This window comes from Marinobacter confluentis (genome assembly GCF_004785685.1).
Taxonomy (GTDB): domain Bacteria; phylum Pseudomonadota; class Gammaproteobacteria; order Pseudomonadales; family Oleiphilaceae; genus Marinobacter; species Marinobacter confluentis.
In genome coordinates this window covers 258,770-282,323 of sequence record NZ_SRPF01000004.1, presented here as the reverse complement: position 1 = coordinate 282,323, position 23,554 = coordinate 258,770, and the positions used below count along the sequence as shown (strand labels likewise).

The 23,554-nt window shown below is 58.1% G+C and carries 23 protein-coding genes and 1 pseudogene; 13 read left to right on the top strand and 11 right to left on the bottom strand.

From position 1 onward, the window contains the following. Position 1 precedes the first annotated feature (1 nt). From E5Q11_RS14370 to pilG, 5 genes are all read right to left on the bottom strand, one after another. Positions 2-901, bottom strand: coding sequence for a CheR family methyltransferase (locus E5Q11_RS14370; RefSeq protein WP_135804135.1), 900 nt, complete (start codon positions 899-901; stop codon positions 2-4). Between the two features lie 27 nt (positions 902-928). Next, the gene (locus tag E5Q11_RS14365; RefSeq protein ID WP_168215668.1) at positions 929-3,007 is read right to left on the bottom strand and encodes a methyl-accepting chemotaxis protein; all 2,079 of its coding nucleotides are present in this window, start codon (positions 3,005-3,007) and stop codon (positions 929-931) included. 97 nt (positions 3,008-3,104) lie between these two features. Then, entirely contained in the window at positions 3,105-3,650 is a 546-nt protein-coding gene (locus tag E5Q11_RS14360) for a chemotaxis protein CheW (protein ID WP_135804134.1), read from the bottom strand. A gap of 20 nt (positions 3,651-3,670) precedes the next feature. Then, positions 3,671-4,033: a twitching motility response regulator PilH gene (pilH, locus tag E5Q11_RS14355; protein WP_135804133.1), complete on the bottom strand. Its 363-nt coding sequence runs from the start codon at positions 4,031-4,033 to the stop codon at positions 3,671-3,673. 32 nt (positions 4,034-4,065) lie between these two features. Further along, positions 4,066-4,458 (bottom strand): twitching motility response regulator PilG, encoded by a 393-nt coding sequence (gene pilG, locus E5Q11_RS14350; protein ID WP_135804132.1) that lies wholly within the window; start codon positions 4,456-4,458, stop codon positions 4,066-4,068. Positions 4,459-4,701: 243 nt separating this feature from the next. Here pilG and gshB point away from each other — a divergent pair, with 243 nt between their 5' ends. From gshB to E5Q11_RS14310, 8 genes are all read left to right on the top strand, one after another. Beyond that, on the top strand, positions 4,702-5,658 hold the full coding sequence (gene gshB / locus E5Q11_RS14345) for a glutathione synthase (RefSeq protein ID WP_135804131.1): 957 nt from the start codon (positions 4,702-4,704) through the stop codon (positions 5,656-5,658). A gap of 9 nt (positions 5,659-5,667) precedes the next feature. After that, entirely contained in the window at positions 5,668-6,534 is an 867-nt protein-coding gene (locus E5Q11_RS14340; protein ID WP_135804130.1) for an energy transducer TonB, read from the top strand. Further along, positions 6,531-7,097 carry a YqgE/AlgH family protein gene (locus tag E5Q11_RS14335; protein WP_135804129.1) on the top strand — a complete coding sequence of 189 codons (567 nt, stop codon included), beginning with the start codon at positions 6,531-6,533 and terminating at the stop codon, positions 7,095-7,097. The genes E5Q11_RS14340 and E5Q11_RS14335 overlap by 4 nt, the downstream gene beginning before the upstream one ends. Then, positions 7,090-7,545 carry a Holliday junction resolvase RuvX gene (gene ruvX, locus E5Q11_RS14330; protein ID WP_135804128.1) on the top strand — a complete coding sequence of 152 codons (456 nt, stop codon included), beginning with the start codon at positions 7,090-7,092 and terminating at the stop codon, positions 7,543-7,545. The genes E5Q11_RS14335 and ruvX overlap by 8 nt, the downstream gene beginning before the upstream one ends. Next, complete coding sequence (pyrR, locus tag E5Q11_RS14325) at positions 7,542-8,051, top strand: bifunctional pyr operon transcriptional regulator/uracil phosphoribosyltransferase PyrR (protein ID WP_135804127.1); 510 nt, start codon at positions 7,542-7,544, stop codon at positions 8,049-8,051. Before ruvX ends, pyrR begins: the two co-directional genes overlap by 4 nt. 31 nt (positions 8,052-8,082) lie before the next feature. Beyond that, positions 8,083-9,096 carry an aspartate carbamoyltransferase catalytic subunit gene (locus E5Q11_RS14320; protein WP_135804126.1) on the top strand — a complete coding sequence of 338 codons (1,014 nt, stop codon included), beginning with the start codon at positions 8,083-8,085 and terminating at the stop codon, positions 9,094-9,096. Further along, positions 9,093-10,394: a dihydroorotase gene (locus tag E5Q11_RS14315; protein ID WP_135804125.1), complete on the top strand. Its 1,302-nt coding sequence runs from the start codon at positions 9,093-9,095 to the stop codon at positions 10,392-10,394. Before E5Q11_RS14320 ends, E5Q11_RS14315 begins: the two co-directional genes overlap by 4 nt. Positions 10,395-10,708: 314 nt before the next feature. Next, complete coding sequence (locus E5Q11_RS14310) at positions 10,709-11,635, top strand: putative solute-binding protein (RefSeq protein WP_404802761.1); 927 nt, start codon at positions 10,709-10,711, stop codon at positions 11,633-11,635. Between the two features lie 54 nt (positions 11,636-11,689). Here E5Q11_RS14310 and E5Q11_RS14305 read toward each other — a convergent pair. After that, a pseudogene (locus E5Q11_RS14305) lies at positions 11,690-11,971 on the bottom strand (HU family DNA-binding protein); the annotation flags it as partial. Between the two features lie 246 nt (positions 11,972-12,217). Here E5Q11_RS14305 and E5Q11_RS14300 point away from each other — a divergent pair. From E5Q11_RS14300 to E5Q11_RS14290, 3 genes are read left to right on the top strand one after another with little or no spacing between them, the layout of a single operon-like run. Continuing rightward, the gene (locus E5Q11_RS14300; RefSeq protein ID WP_318527257.1) at positions 12,218-13,282 is read left to right on the top strand and encodes a hypothetical protein; all 1,065 of its coding nucleotides are present in this window, start codon (positions 12,218-12,220) and stop codon (positions 13,280-13,282) included. Positions 13,283-13,307: 25 nt separating this feature from the next. Beyond that, positions 13,308-15,371, top strand: a complete 2,064-nt coding sequence (locus E5Q11_RS14295; protein WP_135804122.1) for a TRAP transporter large permease subunit — start codon at positions 13,308-13,310, stop codon at positions 15,369-15,371. 14 nt (positions 15,372-15,385) lie between these two features. Further along, entirely contained in the window at positions 15,386-15,556 is a 171-nt protein-coding gene (locus E5Q11_RS14290) for a DUF2897 family protein (protein WP_225314913.1), read from the top strand. A gap of 70 nt (positions 15,557-15,626) precedes the next feature. On the opposite strand, the gene E5Q11_RS14285 is transcribed toward E5Q11_RS14290, so the two are convergent. Together E5Q11_RS14285 and E5Q11_RS14280 are read right to left on the bottom strand one after the other, a co-directional pair. Beyond that, complete coding sequence (locus tag E5Q11_RS14285) at positions 15,627-16,235, bottom strand: PEP-CTERM sorting domain-containing protein (RefSeq protein WP_135804120.1); 609 nt, start codon at positions 16,233-16,235, stop codon at positions 15,627-15,629. Positions 16,236-16,402: 167 nt separating this feature from the next. Continuing rightward, entirely contained in the window at positions 16,403-18,919 is a 2,517-nt protein-coding gene (locus E5Q11_RS14280; protein ID WP_135804119.1) for a DUF2339 domain-containing protein, read from the bottom strand. Positions 18,920-19,114: 195 nt separating this feature from the next. Here E5Q11_RS14280 and E5Q11_RS14275 point away from each other — a divergent pair, with 195 nt between their 5' ends. Together E5Q11_RS14275 and E5Q11_RS14270 are read left to right on the top strand one after the other, a co-directional pair. After that, positions 19,115-19,516: a PA2779 family protein gene (locus E5Q11_RS14275; protein ID WP_135804118.1), complete on the top strand. Its 402-nt coding sequence runs from the start codon at positions 19,115-19,117 to the stop codon at positions 19,514-19,516. 7 nt (positions 19,517-19,523) lie between these two features. Beyond that, complete coding sequence (locus E5Q11_RS14270) at positions 19,524-20,483, top strand: PA2778 family cysteine peptidase (RefSeq protein WP_135804117.1); 960 nt, start codon at positions 19,524-19,526, stop codon at positions 20,481-20,483. A 71-nt stretch (positions 20,484-20,554) separates the two neighbouring features. Here E5Q11_RS14270 and E5Q11_RS14265 read toward each other — a convergent pair whose 3' ends face one another. The 3 genes from E5Q11_RS14265 to hslR all read right to left on the bottom strand — a co-directional run bounded on the left by E5Q11_RS14265 (position 20,555) and on the right by hslR (position 23,537). Further along, positions 20,555-22,090: a phosphoenolpyruvate carboxykinase gene (locus tag E5Q11_RS14265; RefSeq protein WP_135804116.1), complete on the bottom strand. Its 1,536-nt coding sequence runs from the start codon at positions 22,088-22,090 to the stop codon at positions 20,555-20,557. Between the two features lie 133 nt (positions 22,091-22,223). After that, positions 22,224-23,078, bottom strand: a complete 855-nt coding sequence (gene hslO / locus E5Q11_RS14260; protein WP_135804115.1) for an Hsp33 family molecular chaperone HslO — start codon at positions 23,076-23,078, stop codon at positions 22,224-22,226. A 51-nt stretch (positions 23,079-23,129) separates the two neighbouring features. Beyond that, positions 23,130-23,537, bottom strand: coding sequence for a ribosome-associated heat shock protein Hsp15 (gene hslR, locus E5Q11_RS14255; RefSeq protein WP_135804114.1), 408 nt, complete (start codon positions 23,535-23,537; stop codon positions 23,130-23,132). Positions 23,538-23,554: the final 17 nt, after the last annotated feature.

The following is a 23,554-nucleotide window of genomic DNA, read 5'->3' as shown; positions in this document are numbered from 1 at the left end:
GTTATTCTTCGTCAGGCTGGCGCTTTATCCACGCCAGCACATGTTCCGAGGGTACCCTCTGTAAACCAGGGGGCTGCCAGTCGGTCAACTCCCCTTGCCCCAGCACCAGCAACCCCCCGGGCGCCAGCCTTTCTGCAAGCCGTTTTACTATCTCTCTTCGGCGCCAGCGCCGGAAGTAAATCAGCAGATTCTGGCAGAAGATAATGTTCATTCCATGCATCGGGGCATGCTTGAGATCAAGCACATTCAACCGCGTAAAACACACGCGCTCCCGGATGCTCTCAACAATTTCAACGGTATTCCTCTGCGCCGGGTGGAAGTACCGGTTTTTCATGGCATCGTCCATGCCCATCAGCTTTCTGGCACTGAAGAGGCCGGACTGAGCCTTGTCGATGGCCGGCTTGCTGATGTCTGACCCGGTCACGCCAAACAGGGGTTTCAGCGCCAGCGCCTCCATGCATTCGTTGAGCACCATGGCCAGGGTGTAAGGCTCTTCCCCGGTCGAGGATCCAACGCTCCAAGCCTCCAGAGGCCTCTTTTTGAGCGCTTCTCTGGGCCGGGTCATGACGTAATCCGACACCAGGCGGAAGGCGTCCGGGTCCCGGAAGAAACGGGTTTCCTGAACGGTCAGCCGGTCTACCAGCGTTGCCCACTCCCTGATGGCTTCCGGGCCGGATACGATTTTCTCGTAGTAGGCCTGGTAGCTGCTGCAGCCGATTTCCCGCATGCGAATCCCGAGGTTGGTTTCGAGAAACGATTTGCGGCCCTCCGACAGCGTCATGCCGGTTCTGTGTTCCAGCAGTGCCTGCCACTGGCTGAACTGCGCTTCGTCCATGCCTGGAAGTGTGCGCAGTGTCCAGATGCCATCGGCGGTTGTCAGGTCGTTGCGGGTTTCAGCCATAAACTGCAGGCAGCCTCAGCGCGAACGTTAGCTAACCACCGGAACGTCGTCGTCTTCCTCTTCTTCCATGTCAGCGTTGTCGTCTTCTTCCGGCAGGGTGAAGCCGGCAACCGAAGACCGCAGTTCAGACGCCATTTCGGCAAGATTACCGATAGACTTCGCCGTCGCGTTGGTACCGGAGGACGTCTGCGAGGTGATTTCCTGGATGACGTTCATGGTGTTGGAAATGTGTGCCGCCGACGACGACTGCTGGCGAGCGGCGTTGGAGATGTTCTGGATCAGTTCCGCCAGGGACATGGATACGTTCTCGATTTCCTCGAGGGCAATACCGGCGTCCTGGGCCAGGCGGGCACCACGGACCACCTCGGCGGTGGTGTGTTCCATGGAGATAACGGCTTCGTTGGTGTCCGACTGGATCGTCTTAACCAGCGCTTCAATCTGCTTGGTTGCCGCAGAGGAGCGTTCCGCCAGACGCTGAACTTCGTCCGCAACCACCGCGAAGCCCCGGCCCGCGTCACCGGCCATGGAGGCCTGGATGGCGGCGTTCAGGGACAGGATGTTGGTCTGGTCGGCGATGTCGTTGATCAACGATACGATGTCGCCGATTTCCTGGGAAGACTCACCCAGACGCTTGATACGTTTGGAGGTTTCCTGGATCTGCTCACGGATGTTGTCCATGCCGCGGATGGTGTTCTGTACCACTTCCGCGCCTTTCTTGGCGATCGCAACCGACCGCTCCGCAACCGCGGAGGATTCAGCAGCGTTGGAAGATACCTGGTCGATGGACACCGCCATCTCGTTAACCGCGGCGGAGGCGCCGGCAATTTCCTGGGCCTGGTGCTCGGAAGCATCCGCCAGGTGCATGGCCGTGGCCTGGGTTTCCTGGGCGGCTGATGCCACCCGTACCGCCGTACCACGAATCGCCTGTACCAGTCCGCGCATCTGGTCGATCGCGTAGTTGATGGAGTCGGCGATGGCGCCGGTGAAGTCCTCGGTTACCGTGGCCTCAGTGGTCAGGTCACCATCGGCCAGGTCGGCCAGTTCGTCCAGCAGTCGCAGGATCGCGTTCTGGTTCTGCTCGTTCTGTTCCTGAGTCGTGGCCAGGCGCTCCTGGGCTTCGCGGTAGAGCACCACGCCGATCATCACGACAATACCCACCATGGCGGCCAGAATGATGAAGGCCAGGGTCGGGCTGATGAAGCGGGAGCCGGCCTGGTTGGTAAAGCCTTCGGCCAGGCTGGAGAGTTCGTCCAGCAGGACCTGTGAATTGGCAAAGATGTCGCTGGCGGCAGTACGCACCTTGAAGAGGTCGGGAGAGGCTTCAAGGATGGCGTCTACGTTCTGGGACACGAATTCGAAAAGTTCGCCGACGGCCTCAAGGCCGTAGACGGCATCAACGTCGGTAACCTGGGTGATGCCCATGGCAGGGTTGCCATTGACCTGGCCGTCCAGAACCCGGCCAAACAGGCTGGCGTCGCGACCGAAGCGGTCAGCGGCGATAACGGCGTCTTCATCACCGGACAGTACGTTGTTGACCGAACGCACAATACGCTCTGCCAGCAGGGACTGGCGCTGGGCCAGCTGGATCTGTTCTGCCGGGGCGTCGTTTTCGAGAAGAATCTGAACGATGTCGTCGTATTCCACCTGCAGCTGGGGAATGGTTTCGTTCAGTGTCCGGGCCACTTCGTGAAGCCCCAGTACCGCGTCGCGGGTGGACAGAATGCTGTCGGCGTTGTCGCGAACGGTCTGCCATGTTTCCTGTACGCCGCTGTCCTGGGCAAGGTCACTCGGTGGCAGGCCGGTCGCCGGGTTGCCGTCCACGATATAGCCCCAGAGTCGGTCGAACTCGTCGCGGGAGCGCCTCAGGGCGTCAAAGGCAGAGTCGGTACCGCCCGCCGCTTCTGTGGCGTTCTTCGCAATTTCCTGCGACAGAACCCGCAGTTCCGCAGCGTGAGCGATGTATTGCTGATCGTGCTGACTGTCACGGTTGAGGATGAACAGTACTGCGACGAGCAGGACGGTCAATGCAATCAGCGCGGCGATCAGGCCGGCAACGAGCTTGTTGCCTCCCTGTCCCATACTGAGTTTTCCGGCTCTATTTTTCATTGTCTGGCTCCCGGCCTCTTCTTAATCTAGATAGTGGTAAGTCTTGCTCTGCGGGCGTTCGGCAAGTCGCAAGGAATACCTGCAGCTCTGACCACCCTTACCATTGCGCGACATCCAGAAAACGTTCGTCTCCGAGCAGATCGGCTGCGGAGAACACTTTCCAGACTTCCTCGTTACGCTCATAACCGCCGCTTACAAACGGCTGAACGCTTGCCGGCACACCCTGTGGCGAGGCCACATGACTGTCGACGGCGAAATACTGCATCCCTGACACGCTGTCTACTACCAGGCCGCTGAATACGTCACCCTGCTCAACTACCAGCACCCGGCGTTCACGATGGCTGCGGGAGGATCTGGGGACGTCGAAAAAACCGGCGAGATCGATCAATGGCAGGAGTCGGCCGCGAACGTTCGCGGCCCCAAGCATAAAAGAACGAACCCCCGGTATATGGGTATAGCGGGGGACGTGAAGAATCTCGATGACTTCGCCCATGGGCGCCACATAACGCTCACCGGCCAGAACGAAGCCGATTCCATTCCAGAGTTCGACGGCTTGCTGCTGCTCGGGCAGACCGGCCGCGAGGGAACGGCTGCGCCGGGCGATATCCGTCAGAACGGCAAAAGGGGCGGCCTGGGCGGACATGCTCACTCCACGGTTAAGGATCAGCCAATCAGGCTGTTGATGGTTTTGATCAGGTCATCTTCATTGACGGGTTTTACAAGGTAACCCTTGGCGCCTTGACGAGTACCCCAGACACGGTCTGTTTCCTGGTCCTTTGTGGTTACAATGACCACCGGAATTGAAGCGGTTTCGGGAGCGCGTGTCAGCTGGCGGGTGGCCTGAAAGCCATTGAGACCAGGCATGACCACGTCCATCAGGACCAGATCGGGTGTTTCGGCCCGGGCTTTTGCAACGCCGTCGGCACCATTGTCTGCGGTGAGTACTTCATGCTTGTGCTTTTCAAGAATGCTCGAGATTTTTTTAACCTCGGTCGGCGAATCGTCAACAATCAGAATGCGGGCCATGGTGTCCTCAATAGTTCAATGCTGGAGCTGGGTTACTGTTCCGCAGCGGGAACGTACTGGCGAATGGTATTCAGAAGCTCGTCCTTACTGAACGGCTTGGTCAGGTACTGGTCAGACCCGACAATGCGCCCCTTGGCTTTGTCAAAAAGACCGTCTTTGCTGGAAAGCATGATAACCGGGGTCTTTTTGAAGGAGGAGTTGTTCTTGATCAGCGCACAGGTCTGATAGCCGTCCAGCCGGGGCATCATGATGTCCACGAAGATAATGTTAGGCTGGGAATCGGCAATCTTGGCCAGAGCGTCAAAACCATCGGTTGCGGTAATGACTTCGCAACCCACTTTCTTTAAAAGGGTTTCTGCGGTCCGACGAATGGTTTTGCTGTCGTCGATCACCATGATCTTCAGATTTTCGAAGTTGTCATCCATTATCCAACAGCCTTGCGCTCTGCGTATCGTTATTTTTCGACCGGGCTTTTTAACACAATCATCAACGTTGTTCCATAAGCCCCGCTTATTTATAGAGTATTGGTGCCCGGATAAAAAGTATAACTTTGTGACCAAATGTACTTGCGCGGGTACAATACCATCGGTATTCACAGCATAGCACTTATTCCACTGGTCGCTTTGCATAGCGGTTCCGGTTTTTCACCTTTGATCAGATGAGGCAATATGACAGTCCGGCTTGGTATCGTAATGGACCCCATCGAGAAGATTCACTTCAAGAAAGACAGCTCTCTGGCCATGCTGGTGGCGGCCCAGAAACGGGGCTGGGCCATTGAATATATGGAACTTCCTGATCTGTATCTAAAAGGCGCCCAGGCCCGTGCGAGGACCCGTGACCTGACTGTCAGAATGGACCCGGATGACTGGTTTGATTACGGCGAATCCAGGGATCGAGCACTGGGCGACCTGGACGTCATACTGATGCGCCAGGACCCGCCCGTGGACCGTGAGTTCCTGATGGCCACTTACATACTGGAAGCTGCCGAACAGCAGGGCGCCCTGGTGGTGAACCCGGCATCGACCCTGCGGGACTGTAATGAAAAGCTGTTTGCCACCCAGTTCGAGGACCTGACTCCTCCGCTTATTGTTACCCGCTCCTCCGAGCGCCTGCGTGAATTTTACGCCGAACATAAAGACGTCATCATGAAGCCGGTAGACGGCATGGGTGGAAGCTCGATATTCCGGGTGAAAGAAGGCGACGCCAATCTGGGTGTCATTATCGAGACCCTGACCAATAAGGGCGCCCATCAGGCCATGGCCCAGAAATACGTGCCTGAAATAAAGCAGGGCGACAAGCGCATTCTGCTGATTGATGGCGAGCCCGTTCCCTATGCCCTTGCAAGGATCCCTTCAGCCGGGGAGAATCGCGGTAATCTGGCCGCCGGCGGTCGGGGCGAAGGTCGGGAGCTTACTGCAAGGGATCGCGCCATCTGCGACCGGGTTGCGCCGGTGCTGAAAAAAAAGGGGCTGATCTTTGTCGGCATCGATGTCATCGGCGATTTCCTGACCGAAATCAACGTCACCAGTCCGACCTGCATCCGGGAACTGGACGCGGCTTTCGGGATCGATATATCAGGCCTGCTGATGGATGCCATCGAACGGCGACTTTCGAACAGAGGGTAACAGGCAAGAATGGCAGTTCAGGTCAGCGACTTCGATCGGTTTTCGTTTACGCTTTTCATAGCGCTGGCTTTGCATGCGATCATCGTGCTCGGTATTACCTTTGCCCCGGAACCGCCAAGGTCCTCCGCCCAGACCATGGAAATTACCCTGTCACAGGCCGATGACGAGGCCGAGCCTGAAAAGGCCGATTTTCTGGCTGAGACCAATCAGCAGGGCAGTGGCACGGAAGAAGAGCCGGTTGAAATGACGTCACCCCAGCCGTCCGATGTCAGCCAGAATGAGATTCAGCCGGTGCAGCCGGAACCGCCATCGCAGACCCGGGCGACGCCGCAGCAGCAACAGTCGGTCGTCAGCACCGAATCTGCCAGTGATCGAAGTGCACCTGAGCCGGAAGTCGCCGAGCCGGTCCCGGAAGAGCCCTTGCCAGTTCGTGAAAAGAAGAGCCTGATGGAGCGCAGCCTGGAAATCGCCAGCCTGGAAGCCCGTTTCGATCAGCAGCGTCAGGCCTACGCCAGAAAGCCCCGAATCATGCGGGTAACGGCGGCATCTACCCTCAAATCCACCAATGCAGCCTATGTTCGTAACTGGGTCGATAAAGTGGTTCGGGTGGGCAACATCAACTACCCATCTGAGGCACGGCGTGCCAATATTTACGGTAACGCCAGAATTCTGGTATCGCTGCGTAAGGATGGCACCGTTAAAGAGTTGGCCATTCTTGAGTCTTCTGGCAGCACGGTTCTGGACGACGCGGCTATCCGCATTGTCAGAATGGCCGCGCCTTTTGCACCGTTTCCTGATTCGCTGAAGGAGGACGTGGATGAGCTCGAGATTATTCGCACCTGGGTGTTTGGCCAGCAGGGGTTGAGCTCCGGATGACAGCATCCAAGGCATCACCCAACAGTCTTCGAAACCACTTTCTGGTGGCCTCTCCCTATCTGCAGGACCCGAGATTCCACGGTGCCGTGATTTATCTCTGCGAGCACTCTGATGACGGCGCCCTCGGCCTGATGGTCAATCAGCCCCTGGATATCCACCTGGGTGAAATTCTGGAACAGCTGGATATGGAAGGCGGTGAGCTGGACGTACCGGTATACAGCGGCGGTCCGGTCCAGCCAGAGCGCGGTTTTGTACTTCATACGCCTGACCGGAGCTGGCAGAACACCGCCGAAGTCACCAGGGACATCTGGATGACCACCTCCCGGGATGTGCTGGCAGATATAGGCAACAGTGCCGGGCCGTCCGAGTATCTGGTCTGTCTGGGGTACGCTGGCTGGAGTGAGGGGCAGCTGGAACAGGAACTGGCCAGTAATTCCTGGCTTAACTGCCCGGCGTCACCGGACCTTCTGTTCAGGACCACGGCTGAGCAAAGATATGAGGCCGTGCTGAAAACCATCGGTATCGATATCAATCAGCTCAGTGAGTCCGTCGGTCATGCCTGATGTGGGCCGGCGAAGAGTCATGGCTTTCGATTTCGGTACCCGTCGGATCGGTGTCGCCAGCGGGCAGGAAATGCTGGGTACCGGTCAGACCGTGGCCATGTTGCCGGCCAACGATGGCGTGCCCGACTGGCGCAGCATTGAAGCTCTGCTAAAAGAGTGGCGGCCGGACCTTATTGTGGTTGGTCTGCCGCTGAACATGGATGATACCGAAAACGACATGTGCGCACGGGCGCGGAAGTTTGGTAAGCGACTACACGGCCGATTTCATCTGGCGGTGGAAATGGTAGATGAGCGCCTGACCAGCTTTGAGGCCAAGGGCGAGGTGATGGCGCAGGGTGGCAGCCGCGACTTCGGCCGGAATGGCGTCGATGACCGGGCGGCCGTGCTGATTCTTGAGACCTGGTTCAATCAACAGCCGTCATTCGCGGCAACCCGAGAGCCCCAATGATCCAATTGCCTGATGTAGAACAGCTCCTGCAACAGATGGAAGCAGACCTTCGCCAGACCCTGGCGCGTCGTGGTGTGACCGACCCGGTAATGGTGGGCATTCGCACCGGCGGTGTCTGGCTTGCCGAGCAGCTGAACCAGCGCCTGGGCCTGTCGGGTCCGTTGGGGGAGCTTGATATCTCTTTCTACCGGGACGACTTCAGTCGTCTTGGTCTGAACCCTCGCGTCAAGCCCTCAAGTCTGCCCTTTGATACCGAAGGGCGGGATATTGTACTAATCGATGATGTGCTGATGAGCGGTCGGACCATCCGGGCAGCGATGAACGAGATTTTCGATTACGGGCGCCCCGCCAGTATCATTCTTGCGGTGCTGATGGATCTGGGTAAGCGGGAACTGCCGATCCAGCCGGATGTGACCGGCCAGGTGGTGTCGATGGCGCCGAATCAGCGAGTGAAGTTGCGCGGGCCGGCCCCCTTGCGCCTTGAACTCAGGGAAACCAGCGAATAAACCGACCATAACGCAACCCGGCAGGCGACTCATGACCGCACAGGATACATCGACAACATCTTTGCAACTGACCGAGGAAGGCCAGTTGCGCCACTTCCTGACGCTGGATGGCCTCGACCGGGCCTTGCTGACCGACATTCTTGATACCGCGGATTCTTTCATAGAGGTAGGCGAGCGCAGCATAAAAAAGGTGCCTCTGTTGCGTGGACGCACGGTGGTCAACCTGTTCTTCGAATCCAGCACCCGTACCCGAAGCACCTTCGAGCTGGCCGCGAAACGCCTGTCCGCAGACGTGCTCAATCTCGATATTAATACCTCCGCCACCTCAAAAGGCGAGTCGCTTTCAGACACCCTGCTGAACCTGGAAGCCATGGCCAGCGACATGTTTGTGGTGCGTCATTCCCAGAGCGGAGCACCTCACTTCATTGCCGAAAGTGTGACCCCGGGAGTGGCCATCATCAACGCCGGGGACGGCCGCCACGCGCATCCGACCCAGGCGATGCTGGACATGCTGACCATTCGCCAGCACAAGGGCCGGTTTGAGGGTCTGAAAGTGGCGATTGTCGGGGACATACTGCACTCCCGTGTGGCCCGCTCGCAGATTCGCGCCCTGCAGGAACTGGGAGCAGCCGAGGTGCGGGTGATTGCGCCGGCCACGCTTCTGCCCAGGAGCGTCGAGGCCCTGGGCTGTACCGTGGAATATGACATGACCCGCGGCATGAAAGACCTGGACGTGGTGATCATGCTCCGCTTGCAGAAGGAGCGCATGGAAGGCGCACTATTGCCCAGCGAGCGTGAGTTCTATCGCCTTTACGGGCTCAGCCGGGAGAAACTGGCGCTGGCCCATCCGGACTGCATTGTGATGCACCCTGGCCCGATAAACCGGGGCGTCGAAATCGAGTCAGCGGTGGCTGATGGCCCCCAGTCCGTGATCCTCGATCAGGTCACCAACGGCATTGCCATCCGCATGGCAGTCATGTCTATGGCCATGGGTGGGCAGATGGCCGACCGAAACCGACAGTCATTAGAAAGGAAAGTCCTGTGAACGTGACCACCGAGCAGTCATCACCGAGCCTGGCCCTGGTTGGCGGTCGCCTGGCAAGTACTGGCGAGCCAGCCACGGTGCTGATCCGCAACGGAGAAATTGCTGAGCTGGCAGCCCCGGGCGCTCGTTCGCAGGCGGATACGACCATCGATATCAACGGTTGCCTGATAAGCCCTGGCTTCGTGGATCTGTGCTGCAACCTGCGGGAACCGGGCAATGGCCAGAAGGGCAATATTGCCTCTGAAAGCCGGGCTGCTGCCCACGGCGGTTTCACCACCCTGTGTGCGTCGCCGGAAACGTCGCCGGTCAACGATTCCGGAGCGGTGACCAATCTGATTCTGGATGTCGCCGCCAAGCGCTCGGCGGTCAGAATTCTGCCGATCGGGGCCATTACCCGGGGCCTGGAAGGGGATCTTCTCAGTGATCTTGCCGGGCTCTCGGGTGCCGGTTGTGTCGCCATGGGTAATGGCAGCCGCCCGGTCCGCAATGCCCGGGTGCTGCGCCGTTGCATGGCGTACGCACAGACCTTCGGGCTGACGGTTATGTTCAGCCCGGAAAATCATGCCCTGGCGGCCGATGGTTATGCACATGACGGCCTGGTTACCTCACGGCTCGGCCTGCTGGGTATTCCGGAAGTGGCAGAAACGGCCTCGGTGATGGAGATGCTGCTACTGGCAGAGGAAACCGGCGTACGCCTGCATCTGAGCCAGCTATCCTGTGCCCGCAGCGTGGAAATGCTGGTGGAGGCCCGGCGTCGAGGTGTTGCTGTGACGGCGGACGTGGCAATGCACCAGCTGTTGTTTACCGATGAGGCGCTGTCCGGCTTTGACAGCCGTTACCACGTTCGTCCGCCGCTGCGCAGCGAGACTGACCGCCAGGCACTGCTGGCCGGTGTGCGGGAAGGGGTCATTGACGCCATTACCAGTCAGCACTTGCCCCACGATTCTGCTGCAAAACAGGCACCGCTGGCGGCCACCGAGCCGGGCCTGTCCACCATCGAGACGGTCCTGTCCATGGGGCTGATGTTGGTTGCCCGCGGCGAGCTGTCGCAACAGCAGTTACTCAGGGCGCTGACGGAAGGCCCGGCATCCGTTATCGGCCGGACTGCAAGGCTGGAACCCCAGGCCCCGGCCGATCTTTGCGTGTTTGATCCGGCGGCTGTTTGGACCCCGTCTGCGAAAACTCTCTGTTCAGCGGGCCTGCATCATCCGTTTCCCCCCAGATCCCTGCCCTCGCAGACCCTGCCCGGGGTCGTGCGCCTGACTCTTTGTAACGGCGCCACTGCCTGGTCGTCTTAGCCAGCCTTGGCCAGTGAGCAAGGCCAGAAGTGTGGCAAGGGTTACCCTGGCCCTGTCGAGCCTGTCACATTTTGTTACTTTTTGGCGCTAAGCCCTTGAATAGTGCCACCTGTGCCAACGTATTCTTGCATCATTCAGCCTAATGTCGGCTGCGAAATCACTGGGTAATCGACGCACACATGGATGTGTCGGTACCACGATAACAATGCAGGAGTCGTCCCTTGAAATCATTCAATCTCACGCGAAAGGCCGCTGCGGCCGTCGCGTTCTGTATCAGCCTGATCCTTTCCCCTTTTGCCCACTCCCAGCAGGAAATGCTGGACCGCAGCTTCTGCGTTTTTGACCCGGTTGGCGCCAATGGACCACTGTTCGCCATTGCCAAGACTTTCAAGCCCGTCGCCATGAAGCAGGGCATCAACTTTGACCTACGCGCCTACACGGATGAAAAAGTGGCGGCCGAGGATTTCAAAGCCGGCCAGTGCGACGGTGTTCTTTTGACCGGTACCCGCGCAAGAGAATTCAACAAATTCACCGGCAGCCTGGAGGCCATCGGTGCAGTGCCGGGTGAGGAGGAAATGCGGCTGCTCTACAACACTCTGAGCCAGCCGAAGGCGCGCAGTTTCATGATTGATGGCGCCTACGAAGTCGCCGGCGTATTGCCTGCCGGTGCCATTTATCTGCACACCCGCGACCGGACTATCAATTCGGTAGAAAAGCTGCAGGGCAAACGTATTGCAACCCTCGACTATGATGCTGCTTCCGTGCGGATGGTGCGTCACGTAGGGGCGTCAGTGGTGGGCGCGAATTCCGCCAATTTTGCAGGTAAATTCAACAATGGCAGCGTTGATCTGGCCTATGCGCCCGCGGTTGCCTATCAGCCCATGGAACTTTACAAAGGCGTGAACCCGAACGGCGCTGTGGTCAAGTATGCGCTGGGTTACATGAATTTCCAGATCATCATTCACCGGGATCGGTTCCCGGATGAAACCAGCAGTTTCATTCGCGAACAGGCCATGAGCAAACTCGATGAAGCCTACGAGATTATCGCCACAGCCGAGTCCGAAATCCCCGCTGATGTGTGGCTGAGCCTGCCCCAGGAGCGGTTGGCGGAATACGACAGAATGCTTCAGTCGGTACGTCTGTCGCTGACGGAAGACGGCATTTTCGATGAGCGGGCGATTCAGCTGATGAAGGCTATCCGATGCCGGGTCGATGGCTCACGTTCCGAGTGTGCCTCCTGACAATGAATTGAGATTACCGGCGAGGGCTCAAAAGCCCTCGCCACTCCCTCTGTCTCAGCGGAGAGAATCTTTCAGCGCTTTTCCTGCCTTGAACCCCACGGTTTTGCTCGCCGGGATGCGAATGCTTGCGCCTGTCTGCGGGTTGCGGCCGTCTCTGGCCTCACGATGGCGAACAGTGAAAGTGCCAAAACCAATCAGTGTGATGTCCTCACCACGGGCGGCGGCCGCCGAGACCTGATCCGTAAACGCGGTAATCACTTCGCTGGCTTTGTCCCGGGTGAGTCCGGTCTGGTCGGCAACGGCCGTCGCAAGTTCAGGTTTGCGCATAGATGTCTCCTTGAAGTGGTTAGCAGCGCTGGCACAGGGCGCGTGTCAGCAGTTGAAAGCTATAGCGGTTCTCAGTGGTTTACGCAAACGCCGACCTTAACGGAATTTAACCGGTTGCCCGTGTTTGCGGCGCGGGTCTCATAAAACCGGGCCTGTGTCGGGGATAATGCCCGGTCAGTTACAAACGGTAACAAGTCAGCCCAAACCGGTATGCACCTGGGCAAGTGCATCACAGTCAGAAAAAGGTACAGCGATATGAGGTCTGATCAGCAAACCCTGAGCCAGTGCGGAATCAGGACGGAAGGATTCCGGAAACTGTTGACCATGGCAGTGGTTGGCATTCTGCTGACCGGATGCAGCGCGGTCGACAACATGATGTACAAAACCACCGGTGACGTCATGCAGGGGTTTTCCCGTGACCATACCGTGCCTTATCTGCTTGAAAGCCGCGACCTCGCCATGGGCTGCGCCATGAGTGAGGCCACGGCGCCGCTGTTGATGTCCTTCGGGCGAGTGACGGCGGAGCCTGATCAACTGGCGATAATGCTGTACCTGTCAGCCGGTGGTTGCGCTGAAGAGCGGGCAAGGGAGCACGAGCTGGACAGTCTTGCGGCCATGAAAAGCCTGGAAGCCGACCGCGCCCAGGACGCCATTATCCAGCAGAAACGGGCGCTGTCGCTGGCAGCGACCCGATATTTTCAGGCCTGGAAACGCCACAACGCCTTCTACGGCGAGCCGGTCGCCGGGGAATGTCCTGGGTTTGAAGACGACCTGGGCGAATTTATCTACCTGGCAGGTCTGCTGTCCGGTCTGCAGGCTCTGAACGCAGAAATCCAGTCCACGTCCTCCATCGGGGTTCCGAAAAATATCGGGTCCACCGTTGCCCGTGCCACCCAGTGTCTGGACAACGAGAAGTGGTGGGGCGCTCCCATGGCCCTGCGCGCTACCGTCTGGGCGATGATTCCGGGGGCACAGCCGGATGGCGAAGATCCGTTCGTGCGGCTTGATATCGCTGACCAGCAGGGTGAAGACGCCGGCGTCCGCATCAGTCATGTGTTCCACGCCATTGCTGCCCAGAACAAGGGCAACGATGAGCGCCTGCGCTCTGTTATCCGCAGCCACGCCGAAGCCATTGATGAGACCCCGCCAAACGAGCAGTGGCAGATGGTCGATGCCATGGCCACCCAGATGATCGTCGCCATCTCAGACCGCCTGTGGATGGAAAACACCGGCCACCGCACGCCTATGGGCAAGCTTGGAACCTTCTGGGACGACCGGAAGAAAACGGTCGAAACCATGGACCTTGATGGTCTGCTTTAAATCAAACGTTTCTGAGTGAGCTGTTATGTTCCAGGGTGGTTTTCGTCGTAATGGCCGTGAGTGGTTCTCGTCTCTTCCGGCGTGTCTGTTGTTGCTGGCGGTGGTGCTGTTTTCCACCAGCAGCGACATCCACAATCAGATGCTGCGTGGCGGCGAGCAGCTCTGGAGCGGTTACTACAAACTCAGAGTCGATCCGGTGCAGCCGACCTGCGACCCCAATGTTGATATAGATGCAGCGGTTGCGGAAAAACTGGCAGAAGACGCCTCCGATCAGGACCCGATGGCGGCGTTGCTGGGTGAGGCGGAAGTGGATCCGGACGAGGTTCGCCTGTCGATCGAACGCTCTGTGGAAAACTGTCGCCAGAGCTACGAATCCTTTGAAAACTTGCAGGGCAAAGTCACTCCGGGGCTGGAGCTTTACCGAACCATTGAACTTTTCATAGCCGATATGATTGCCATCGGCCTGGAGTCGCAGCGGTTCATCCTGCTGATTCTGGTGATGTTGTGCGCGGTCACGGCGACGCTCACCCGCCACCATATTGCCATGCGGGCCATGGAAACCCGTCTGGATTACCGGGTTTCCCACACCCTGCAGACGGTCGCCAATGCCATGCTGCTGGGCTCAAGCCTGATGTTCAGGCAGTCCAGTGTTGCCGCAGAATCATCGATTTCGACCGCGGACCTTATGCTTCATAACCTTTGGGTAATCGGCTTCGCGGCGCTGACGTTGGCCAGCCTGTTTCGCCTGATGCGCCCGCCACAGGATCTTCAGGACGGCGGCAACCTGAACAAGGCCTTTCTGGCTGTGCCTCTGTACACGGTCATGTGTCTGATTTCCGGCAGTTATTTTGCGCTGATTGGCCACGCATCGGGTATTGGCATTTACCTGGGCAACATGATGGCGCTGTCGGACATGTTCCTGAACGTCGGGCTTTATGTCTGGGTCGGCATGATGTTGAAGCAGACCCGGCTGGCAACCCTGGTATTCAATGTCTTCCGCCCCTGGCGAATGCCGCCTGAAATGCTGGCGGTGGTGGCCGTTCTGGTTGCAGCGGTGCCGACGGCCTACACTGGGGCGTCCGGCATTTTTGTCATCGCCGCTGGTGCGGTGATCTACAGCGAGTTACGGGCCGCAGGGGCTCGCAGGCACCTGGCCCTTGCCGCCACCGCCATGTCCGGTTCTCTGGGTGTGGTTCTCAGGCCCTGCCTTCTGGTTGTGGTGATCGCCTATCTCAACCGGGAAGTCACCACGGACGAGCTGTTTGGGTGGGGTATCTGGGTATTCGTGCTGACGGCTGTGATGTTCAGCGGTGTCGCCCTTACGGTCAATCGTCAGAGCAATTTCAATCTGGCGCCGGCGTCAGAGGCACTGGCGCCCATGTTCTCTGCGCTTAAACAACTGGTTCCCTATGTTCTGGTGATTAGCGCCGTGGTTCTGTTTTACCGGCTGGCTCTGGATGTGTCCATGGACGAGTTCTCAGCGCCAAGGTTGCTGCCGGTTATCATGCTGGCGATTCTGGTGTATGAGCACTTCAGCTTGGGCAGCAAAAAGGCCAGAGCACAAACCGGGGTAAACCATCAGGGTCTGGAGCACAGTGTCAGATCGGCAACTAACGACACAACCGCTGAAATCGGTGCCCTGCTGCTGCTATTGGGGCTTTCGGTGAGCATCGGTGGCGTGATCGAACGCTCCCATCTGATGGAAATCTTCCCCCAGGCTTTCGATAGCGCCTGGGCTGCCATGATGCTGATGGTGGTCATCCTGGTCCTATTGGGAATGATCATGGACGCATTCGGGGCGATCATACTGGTTTCCGCCACCGTTGCCAGTGTGGCCTACGCAAGTGGCATTCATCCGGTCCACTTCTGGATGGTTACCCTGGTAGCCTTCGAACTTGGTTATCTCAGCCCGCCGGTGGCGTTGAACCACTTGCTGACCCGGCAGGTGGTGGGTGAGGCCGAGGTACTGGCAGCGCAAAATGAAGGCGGCAGTTACTATCAGCGGCATGAACGAATCATAATGCCTTTGATTGCCATGGGTATATCGCTGATACTGGTTGCATTCGTTCCGCTGATTTTCTACAGCTGAGGTGCGCCATGCCAATGATTGGTTGGGTTTTCATACTGCTTGCGGTTGCCCTGGTCGCCGGCAGTCTGCTGATGCTGAGGGATTCGGCCAACATGCCGCTCAGCGCTGAGAAGCGCGAGAAAATCCGTAAGCGGCAAGCCGAGCTGGAAGCTGAGGAAGAGCAGGAGCGTCGGGACGACCAGTGATCAGTCGCCACGAAAAAGGCCTGCATTTGCAGGCCTTTTCTTTACACGGTCTATTCACTGCAGGGTAAGCTTATTTCCGGCGGCGCAGACCAAGCCCGGCGAGTCCCAGGGCCAGAAGTGCCAGGGTGCCTGGCTCTGGCACTGATGCCGTTACTCTTACGTCATCAATAAAGTTGCCGATCGTGCCTGAGGCTGGAATAACAGAGGTGAACATCAATGTTGTTGTAGCCGATGTTGCCTCGAAGCTTCCGTTGAACAGGCTCCATGCTCCGGTGGTGTGATCGGTGAGCGACCATTCAATACCGGCAGCGCCTACTTTAAACTCCTCGGTATCCGACTGACGTGCGCGGTAAGCAAAGCTCAGATCATACCATTGTCCATCGACAGTGGAAAAACTCTGAAATATGCTAAAAAAGCCGTCAGGGTCTGAAGGGTCTGCATTAAGCTCGGCAAATTGGCTTTCATGATACGCATTGACGCCGTTGTAGTTGTCCCAGATCTCTATTCTGTCTCCTGCCCAGCCGGTAACGCCAGTTGAGTCAAATGCATCCCAGGTACCGGTCGGGATATCTGGATTCTCAAAGCTGCCATTCTGGATAAGATTAGCACTGGCTGGCGCAGCAATTGCCAGGCTGGCGCCAAGCAGGCTGATTGCGGTAAAGCGACTGATTACTGACATTACGACGTCCCTTCATTAAGAAATTGATCAGGTATTGATCAGTTTTCTGCAAGTCATGGGCCGTTATTGCAAAAAGTACGGTAGAACAGTAAGTAAGGGTTTTATGGGCGCCTTCTATAAACTGTACCTGTAAGAAAAACCGACGCATCAGCTGAGTGGCCAGGTTATCAGGTACTGGCGCTGATGGCGCCGCCCGGGCCGGCAATCCGGCGGTGCATCCAAGCCAGACCGAGCAGCGCCAGCCCCAGGCCCATGAAGGCCGCTACCCGCCAGAGCCCCTGTAACCCAGCCATATCAACCAGAAAAATTTTGGCAGTGACCAGGCCGAGCAACACCATGCCGGCTTTGTAGAGAAGCGTCTTTGCTTTACTGGCTCCGAAGACGACTGCACCTATGGCGTAAAGCAGGCCGACACCGGAATAGGTATACAGTTCACCCTCAGACATGCCCTGGGTCAGGGCCATTTCCGAGCCCTGCCAGAGATGACGGATTTCCAGCAGGGTAAACAGGCCGAACCCCACGCCAGCGACGATCCGCGACCAATGAGACGGCACCAGTTGCGGGGACCTGCTGAGCGCAACAGCCAGCAGCACCGGTGCGCCATAGGCCAGTAGCAGCAGATTGAACACCGGGGTGTCGCCCACTGAATGCTGTCCCCACCAGGGGTTGTGGTAGATCATCAGCGACAGGTAACTGAGCCCGGCCATTACCAGCAGAGCGCGTGCAAACCAGCGATACAGCCGTGCCAGGGATTCGCTCGCTCGGGAGCGAATCATATAAGTGATGCTGAGAGCACCCCATAGCAGGGTGTTGAGCGTGGCCTCAGTCATAGTGAAACGCCGCGCGAATATGTCGCCGTCGTATAGCCAGTAGCGCAGCTCAATACCCAGGAAAAGAACCAGCAGGTGCAGGCTGGCAGCTTCCAGCCAGGGCCGCATGGCATGATCCCGAAGGGTAAGACGGCTGGCGACGACCGCGCAGACCAGGGCGCCACCATAGGTCCAGAATGACCAGTGAGAGCCGGTTTCATAGTCTGCAATCCAGGGGTTGAGCGTCAGCCGCGCTACCACTAGGGCCAGGGCAATTTTTAGTAGCCAGTAGAGTTCAGGCATCTGATAACGGCGCGCCAGCCAGGCCAGGCTGATGAACTGTGCCGACAGGGCGAGGGTCAGGGATGCGTCACGCAGCCACATGACAACGGCTAGCGAATAACTGGTGTGAGCGGCGAGAATCGCGAAAACCACGGCGATGCGCCCTTCACCGCGACGCTCGATCTGCCATGCAGTCAGGCCATAAAGAGCACCCAACAGGAGGGTCCAGACGGCCCAGCTGCCTGAAGTCCCATGGCCGTGGAGTAACAGCCAGCCAAGGGTGAGCCATACCAGTGGCGTCAGTAGGCACAGGGAAACCCAGCGCCGCCGGTCACCCTGTTGCCGCCATTGCCAGAGTGACAGACCGGTTGCCAGGAGCGTAGCCGCGATCAGATAGCTGATAAACCCTGCTTCACATCCGGTCACGAACCCTTGCAAATCCGGTCTGACCGCCAGGCTATCGATGCGGTAGACCAGCCAGCCGGCGGCACTGGACAGAACCGCCACCCAGGGCAAATACCAGAACTGGCGTCGACTCTGGGGCAAAAGAATGGCGGCCGGGATTATCAGCAGCCAGCTCCAGAAAAACGGCGCCTGTTCCGGCTGGCGGGCAACCGATACGCCCCAGACAGCAAGGAGCATGAGTAGCGCTTCCCGGTGTCGGGCGCGCTTGAGCCCGTGTGATGGAGCAAGGCCGCCGAACGCGAGTAAAAGTGCCGTTAGGTACCAGGCCACGGCTGCTTCTGACGGCCCTGCCGCCGCGCTGAGCCACCACCAGAGTGAGGCCCCTGCCAGGGTGGTGTGCCAGAGCCAGGGCCTGAACACATAACGCATCAGTGACAGCGAGCTGAGTGTGATGACGAAACTGTACCCCAGCAGGAAGGGGATGTTTCCGCCTTCCCCGCCGACCAGAATCGGAACCAGATAAGCCCCGCTGAGCCCCATGACGGCCAGGACAGGACCGTGAACCAGCGCCAGCGCCATTGTGACAAGGGAGGTTATGGCTAGCAGGGTCAGAGCGGTAACTGGGCCAATCAGTTGGAAATGATGCACGCCCGCCAGCAGGGCAGCGTAGACCGTAATGCTGCCGCCGCCTGCCAGAGCTGCAAACACCTGGTCTGTGCCCCGGCTACGGCGCCGCAGATACTCCGACCCCAGGTGCAGTGCGACACCAGTCATCAACGCCATGACAAACTGCTGCGTGGGACCAATAAGGCCAATTGAAATGGAGTGGCTGACCATGAAAATGCCGGCCAGCCCGACACTGAGTCCACCTAGCCAGACCATCCAGTTTTCCCGAATTCTGCGGGCCAGAACCGAACGGGTTCTTTCGGCTCTGGTCGAGGCTTGGGCGGAAAAACCGGATTCTTCTTTGGAACTTGTTGTCTGCGGCTGGACGGATGGCGTTGCTGACGCCGGGTCTGCGCTGTCAGAGGCTCTCAGATAATATTGCAGGTCAGCCAGTTCCCGTTCCAGCCTGTCGATGCGGGCCTGCTGACGGTTGCGATGAATGAACGCCAGGGTACCGAGCACTGAACCGACCGGGATGATGACTCCCAGTGAAACCAATATCAGCAGCAGAAAGCCATCCAAGTTGCGTCTCCATTCCCTGATTACAAACCGGTTTATCAATGATAGTACCGGATCTGCACCGAAAGGCGGAAACCTGCATTGCCAGCGTCGGTCTGGTCAGGCTATTTACGGAACCTTAAGAGATGTTATTCGTGTTCTCTGATACTGTGCAAAAGTTCAGTTATCCAAAAACAACGTTTTTAAGGAGAACGCGCCATGCATTCAATCAGAACCTACCTGCGTCAGATTTCCCTGTTCATGATTCTTGCGATGGGACTTGCGACTACCTGGTCAACCACGGCAGTTGCGGGTGTGGTTGGTACCGGCGATGTATTGACTGAGCAAAGGGCAGAGGTGGACCGCCAGTCACTGATGAGCATGCTTGAGCGTGACGAAGTGAAAGAAGCGCTCAGTACCATGGGTGTGGACCAGTCCGAAGTGGAAAACCGCATCCAGAGCCTGACGCCGTCGGAGCTGGCGGATTTTAACGAACAGCTGGCAGAGGCGCCGGTCGGCCAGGACGTGGTAGGCATCATCGTGCTGTTCCTGCTGGTGTTTATCGTAACGGACCTGCTGTGCGCTACCAATATCTTCAGCTTTATCAACTGCATTCGCTAGCACTTCAGTGATAGCGTTGCCCAGGGTGCTTGCGGGCACCCTTGTTGCCCTGTTTGCTGGCTGTGCGAGTGTGCCGCCCTGGCCGGAAACGGCGGGTGGCGACGCGGGTGAACCCCTGGTTCAGCTTGATGTGCCCTTCTTCCCACAGGAACGCTATCAATGCGGCCCCGCCGCCCTCGCGACCATGCTTGCCAGCCAGGATATTGCGGTGACAGCCGACGATCTGGTGCCCAGAGTGTATCTGCCCGAGCGTGAAGGCAGTCTGAAGGTGGAGCTGGTTGCCGCGGCGCGCCAGTACGGCATGCTGGTGTACCCGTTGGACAGGAAACTGGCGGATATAGTGGCAGAGGTCGATGCCGGTCACCCGGTTCTGGTGATGCAGAATCTGGGCTTCGACTGGTTCCCGCAGTGGCATTTTGCCGTTGTGGTAGGCTACGACCCCACCGAAGAAGACCTGATCCTGCACACTGACACCCGCCGCGCCAACCGACAGCCCCTGAGTGTGTTCTATCGCACCTGGGAGCGGGCAGAGCGCTGGGCTGCAGTGATCCTGCCGCCGGGTGATTTTCCTGCCACTGCCCAGGCGTTGCCTTATCTCGAAGCGGCCAGTGATCTGGAGTTGACGGGGCAGCAGGCTGCGGCTTTTGCCGCATATCAGGCTTCCGTTTCCCGCTGGCCCGATGAGCCTGCCCCGAAGCTGGGTATGGGCAATATTGCCTACAGTCAGGAACGCTGGACAGAAGCGGCCGGGTATTATCTGGAAACGGTGGCAAGCTTTCCAGGTCTGGCGCCCGGCTGGAACAATCTGGCCCATGCACTGGCACGTTCGGGTTGTGCCAGTCAGTCAGCAGAGGCTCTGGCCTGCGCCAACCGGCTGAAACCCGACACTTTTGCATCTGATCTGCCGACTCCGCCCGAGAATTCAGATTTTGTCTGCCCGACCATTCAGTGCCCGGCTATCGACTGATTCATGACGGCATAAAAAAAGCGCCGTGCCGATTAAGGCAGGGCGCTTTCCGGTTTTCCGGGACCGGTTGTTCAGGAGGCTTTCGGGCCTGCTGCTACAATGGCATCGGACACATCAAACTTCTTGAAGTTTTCAACAAACTGACCAATCAGCTCCGCCGCTTTGGCATCGTAGTCCGCTTCGCTGGCCCAGGTGTTACGCGGGTTCAGGAGGTTGCTGTCGACGCCGGGCACTGACTTGGGTACCTCCAGGTTCAGTGTGGGCAGGTGTTCGGTTTCAGTGTCGTCCAGGTCGCCATTCTGGATGGCGGCAATCACACCACGGGTTGTGGGAATGCTGAAGCGCTCGCCAACGCCATAGGGGCCGCCGGTCCAGCCGGTATTGACCAGGAAGACCTTGCTTCCGAACTCATCCATGCGCTTCATCAACAGTTCGGCGTAAACGCCAGCCGGTCGCGGGAAGAAGGGTGCACCGAAGCAGGTTGAGAAAGTCGCTTTCAGCTTGGAAGAGGATCCCATTTCGGTAGAACCGACAAGCGCTGTGTAGCCACTCAGGAAATGGTAGGCGGCGGCTTCCTTGCTGAGAATCGACACAGGAGGCAGAACGCCCGTCATGTCACAGGTCAGGAATACAATATGCGAAGGTTCACCGGCGCGGTTTTCCAGAACCCGTTTTTCAACGTGCTCCAGGGGATAGGCCACGCGGGAGTTCTCGGTCAGGGATACGTCGGTGTAGTCGGGTTCGCGGGTTTCAGGATCAACCACAACGTTTTCAACAATGGCACCAAAGCGGATTGCGTCCCAGATAATGGGCTCGTTCTTTTGGCTCAGGTCAATGCACTTGGCGTAGCAGCCGCCTTCGATGTTGAAGACCGTGCCCGGGCCCCAGCCGTGCTCATCGTCACCGATCAGGAAACGGTCCGGGTCGGCAGACAGGGTGGTCTTGCCGGTACCGGACAGGCCAAAGAACAGGCAGGTTTCGCCGTCTTCACCGACGTTAGCCGAGCAGTGCATGGGCAGAACGTCTTTCTCTGGCAGCAGGAAGTTCTGGACAGAGAACATCGCTTTTTTCATTTCGCCAGCGTAGTGCATGCCAGCCAGCAACACCTTGCGCTTGGCAAAGTTGATGATGACGCAGCCATCGCTGTTGGTGCCGTCCCGTTCGGGTACGCACTCGAAGTTGGCGGCGTTCAGAATCTGCCATTCCTGTTTGTCTGCCGGGTTGTAACTTTCCGGCACAATAAACAGGTTGCGGCCAAAGAGATTCTGCCAGGCGGTTTCGGTGGTCATCTTGACCGGCAGGTAATGTTCAGGGTCAGAGCCAACGTGGACGTGGGATACAAAGCTTTCCTTTTCAGCAATGTAAGCTTCCACCCGATCCCAGAGGGCGTCAAAGTTATCGGCATCGAAAGGGCGATTGATCGGACCCCAGTGGATGTCGTCTGACGTACTGGGCTCTTTGACAATGAAGCGGTCCATCGGAGAGCGGCCGGTGCGTTCGCCGGTTTCCACAACCAGTGAGCCATTTACCGCCAGCTTGCCTTCGCCTCTTTCAAGTGCCAGCTCAACCAGGGGTGCTGCACTCAGATCTTGATAGCTATTACTCACTTCAACCTCGCCCTCGGGGTGTACTCGTGGTCAGTCAGGCGCGCTATTATGCCAGAGGCGCCGGTAAAAAACGACTACGCTGAAAGCCGCTCTGGGACTGGCTTTCGGGCTTTTCAGCAAGCTGTAGTGGCGGTTAGTGTAACGTATGGCCGGTGAAAAGGTGATCAATGTCGTTTCTATCAAAGCGATAGTGAGCGTGACAGAACTGGCAGTCCATTTCGATCGCGCCCTGTTCGTCGAGGATGCTGTAGCATTCTTCCTTACCAATAGATTCCAGAGCAGCCAGTGTGCGCTCGGCGGAACAGCTGCAGCGGAAGGCGACCGGCTCGGCATCGAACAGACGCACAGTCTCTTCGTGAAACAGCCGGTGAAGCAGGGTTTCGCTGTCCAGGTTAAGCAGCTCTTCCGCTTCCACGGTGCTGGCCAGATGATTCAGGCGGTCCCAGAGGTCCTCATCCTGCTCGGTGTTGCCTGGCAGCTTCTGGAGCATCAGCCCGGCGCTGCCGTGTTCATCCGCAAACAGAAAGAAACTGGTGGGAATCTGTTCTGAGCGTTCAAAATAGTCTTTCAGGCAGCCTGCCAGGTCCGGCTCTTCCCGCGGCACCAATCCCTGATAACGCTGGCCCTGATCGGGAGTGATGGTAATAGCCATGTGGCCGCCGCCCAGCAGTGAATGAAGCCCATCTTCGGTCACGGCGTGCTCGTCAAAGCGCGCGATTCCGCGGATGAACCGGTCATTGCTGCATTCTGCCAGCAGCGTTTTTACCGGGCCGTCACCCTGGGCCTGAAGCGACAGGGAGCCTTCAAATTTGAGGGTACTGCTCATCAGTACGCTGGCCACCAGAGACTCACCCAGCATGCGTCGGACTGAATCCGGGTAGGGCGCCTGGCTGCCAATCTCGGTGTAGCTTTTGTTCAATCTCACCCAGGCGCCGCGCACCTGGCTGTCTTCAAACAGAAATCGCTGGAACTGGTCCCCGGATGCCATGTGTGTCTCCTGAGCTTGAACATAAAGAATAGATAGTGATGAAACGGCAGGTTAGAGCCCGTTCTGTTCGCGGAAGCGCTGAATGTCCCGGCGATCCTTCTTTGACGGTCGGCGGGCCGGGGGCAGTTGGGCCGCCTGCATGGTCTTGCGCTGCCAGGCCAGATCTTCACGGCGTTTCACGCTGTCTTCGGTTTCGTGGTACAGCGTCTGTGCTTCCGGGGCGCTGCGCCGGCGGTCGCTTATGTTATCAATCACCACAATGCGCTCCTGCCAGCCAAGCCGCAGGGTAATGGTTGCTTCGGTTTCTACCAGTTTTCCCGGTTTGGCGCGCTGGCCGTTGTAGTGAACCTTGCCACCTTCAATGGCCTGCTTGGCCAGGTTGCGGGTTTTATAGAACCTGGCAGCCCAGAGCCATTTGTCCAGTCGCACACGATCCTGATCAGCGGTGGTTGCCGTCATGTCTCCTCACCTGATTA